Here is a 2,695-nt window from a genome sequence, read left to right on the forward strand (position 1 = left end):
TCTCTGTATATCCTTTGTTTCTAAGGTTTTTATAAAATCCATTAGCAGTTAAGGGCTGTCTTCCATTCTCATTACAATGTTCAACGTACAGTTTATAAAATTTAGCACGTTCAATCCTAAAATCTGCACCATTTTCTGCACTTGCAGGGCAGCAATTTGAATTTAAGAATTCAAATACATTATCACTATCCATATAAAGTTCATTAACTGCAGATAAACTACCACTACTCTCTACAATTTTTTTATCTAGATACATACGTTTTAATGCTTTGACAGATTCTTGAAGTAAAATTAATATTTCTGATTGAAGTTTATACTCAAGATTTTCGATATACTCACCTCTTTTTTCGATTTTAAGAATTAATAATCTTCTAAAAAAAGCATTAGATTTTTCGTCAAGTATTACTGGTATTTCATTGGCTGAAAATAATAGTTTTGCGTAACTCTTAAATGAGAATACTTTTCCCCCTTTATATTCCCCTTGTATAAAATCCTCTCCTGTTATCCTTTTTATAATATCTGTTTCTTCTAATGCTTTTTTTGATATATCTGCGCATGAATTCAACAATTTACCAAATAGATTTGTTGGATAGAATCTCTTATTTATATCTTGTAAAGATAAACTACAAATATTATCACGGCCTACTATTTTTTCTATCAGTCGTATAATAGCGCTTTTCCCTGTACTTCCAATGCCTGTAATACATAAGAATTTTTGCTGATTTGTATCTTTGGTCATGCAATATCCTATGTACTGTAATAGCATTTCTCTATCATTACTATCTGGAATAGTACTTTCAATATATCTTTTCATAATAGATTTATCATATCTCAGATCAATCTCACTAAAGAAACTATGTGGTATTTGATTAATTGCCTTATATTTTGGATCATGTTCAATTAGTTTCCAATTGACTACATCAAACATTCCATTTTCAAAATTAATCCAATAAGACGGATAGATATTCACTTCTGCTATATCTTTCTTTAACTTTGAATCTGATAATATTAAACATAATACTCTATTTATTCTATTAATCGTTATTACCTCTTGAATAATAAGTTGCTTGATATAGAATCTTAATATATTGCAATCTTCATCAAATCTATAAACCCCATCTTTATAAATATATGGTTTACCATTCATGATGAACATAGGCACTTCATTTACAATATATTGAGCAATCTTATCATCATAAATATCAAACGGATTTCCATTCTTACCAATCTTGTGAAAATCCAGTAAATTGATAGTCAATTGTTCTGTTATTATATCCATTCTCACCTCTCACCTTCTGTAGATAGTTCTGATATTGCTTATCACACTCCTTTTGATACCATTGAGAGGTATCTTTCATCATTTTATCGTCTTGTACCTTGTACTCCTGGTACCATTGATTATACAAGGCTATAATATCCTTTCCACCAATATGAGTAAGCGCACTTGCTACTCTTGTAAGAAAAGATGGATCATACATTGAATATCCAAACACCTTCTTAAAAAAAGCATTGTTAAAAACTGTTTCATTATTGATAGATTGAATAAAAATTTCTTTATCCATGTAAAAAAATCACCTACACTTCAACCTTTCTTAAGGTACCATATCCACTGTACTTACTTTCTGCTTGCATATCTATGCTGTCATTGGGTATACACTTGCTATTGAAGTAACCAATTAGGTTGTCCAGATTGATAAGTGCTTTATTTCCTGCCATTACTACTGGTAGTTCTCCTGTCTTGATCATCTTTCTAAGAAGATATTCACCTACTACTGTTTCAGGATCATTGTCTTTGAAATACTTTACTGTTTGTCCTACGGTTCTCATTCTGCTTATTGCTGCCATGTAATCACCCTTTCCTTTCTTCCTGCTCTATTTTATTCAGCGCCTTTCTAATACCACGTTTAACATTCTTCTCCATATAAGTTGGTATCGTAAATTCCTTATCCACCTCATGGAGTATGAGCTGAATCTTTCTTTCAATTGTCATGTTTGCTCCTTTCTAATATGTTGAATCGCATATCAACAACCGTGAACTTTTTTACGCTTGTACAACATATAATTGTTTAATCTTCAATAAGTTCTGTTACATCAACATCAAGGGCCTTTGCAATTTTGCACGCAACTAGTTCAGTGCAGTTCTTTCCGCTTTTAATATAGCTAAGTGTCTGTCTTGATACTCCTGATTTCTCTGCTAGTACCTTTAGTGTTAGATCTTTTTTAGCAAGTTCTAATATAAATCTAATTCTGTTAATTCTCACATTTTCACCTCTTCTCATTTAAAAGCAAATGCTTATATTTGTTATTATATATAAGCATTTGCTAATTGTCAATATGAAAATATAATCTTTTGCTTTTATTTTTATAGCATACATGTTATAATTTGTATGGAGGTGATTTTAATGAATGACATCGGAATTAAAATAAAAACTATTCGTAAATCTAAAGGATTAACCCAAAAACAATTAGGTGATATATTAGGTATATCTCAAGCATTAATAGGACAATACGAGACCGGAAAAAGAAAGCCAAAAGTTGAACAAATAGCACGATTTGCAGAAGCTCTAAATGTCGAATTAAATGAATTAACAAACCAAGTAACGTATAACAGTGAAGATTATTTAAATGAGTATGAAGGTATGATTTTCTTGGATCCCGAAAAGGTAAATAAACAAATAGAAGAATATAATACTAC

Annotated in this window: 6 protein-coding genes; 1 reads left to right on the forward strand and 5 read right to left on the reverse strand. The window is 30.4% G+C overall.

What is annotated here, in order from left to right; translation table 11 throughout:
• The 5 genes from ACW2QF_RS19295 to ACW2QF_RS19315 all read right to left on the reverse strand — a co-directional run.
• The coding region (locus ACW2QF_RS19295) for a DNA primase family protein (protein ID WP_455717645.1) at positions 1–1,279 on the reverse strand (1,279 nt) is incomplete at its 3' end.
• Positions 1,221–1,562 (reverse strand): hypothetical protein, encoded by a 342-nt coding sequence (locus ACW2QF_RS19300; protein ID WP_455717646.1) that lies wholly within the window; start codon positions 1,560–1,562, stop codon positions 1,221–1,223. The genes ACW2QF_RS19300 and ACW2QF_RS19295, both read right to left, overlap by 59 nt.
• Before the next feature lie 13 nt (positions 1,563–1,575).
• Positions 1,576–1,845, reverse strand: a complete 270-nt coding sequence (locus ACW2QF_RS19305; RefSeq protein ID WP_455717647.1) for a helix-turn-helix domain-containing protein — start codon at positions 1,843–1,845, stop codon at positions 1,576–1,578.
• A gap of 4 nt (positions 1,846–1,849) precedes the next feature.
• Positions 1,850–1,990 carry a hypothetical protein gene (locus ACW2QF_RS19310; protein WP_455717648.1) on the reverse strand — a complete coding sequence of 47 codons (141 nt, stop codon included), beginning with the start codon at positions 1,988–1,990 and terminating at the stop codon, positions 1,850–1,852.
• A gap of 76 nt (positions 1,991–2,066) precedes the next feature.
• Complete coding sequence (locus tag ACW2QF_RS19315) at positions 2,067–2,261, reverse strand: helix-turn-helix domain-containing protein (RefSeq protein WP_455717649.1); 195 nt, start codon at positions 2,259–2,261, stop codon at positions 2,067–2,069.
• A gap of 141 nt (positions 2,262–2,402) precedes the next feature.
• Here ACW2QF_RS19315 and ACW2QF_RS19320 point away from each other — a divergent pair.
• Positions 2,403–2,695 (forward strand): helix-turn-helix domain-containing protein (locus ACW2QF_RS19320; RefSeq protein ID WP_455717650.1); only part of this gene is annotated, 293 nt, incomplete at its 3' end.

The sequence above is a fragment of the Anaerosporobacter sp. genome, assembly GCF_965301125.1.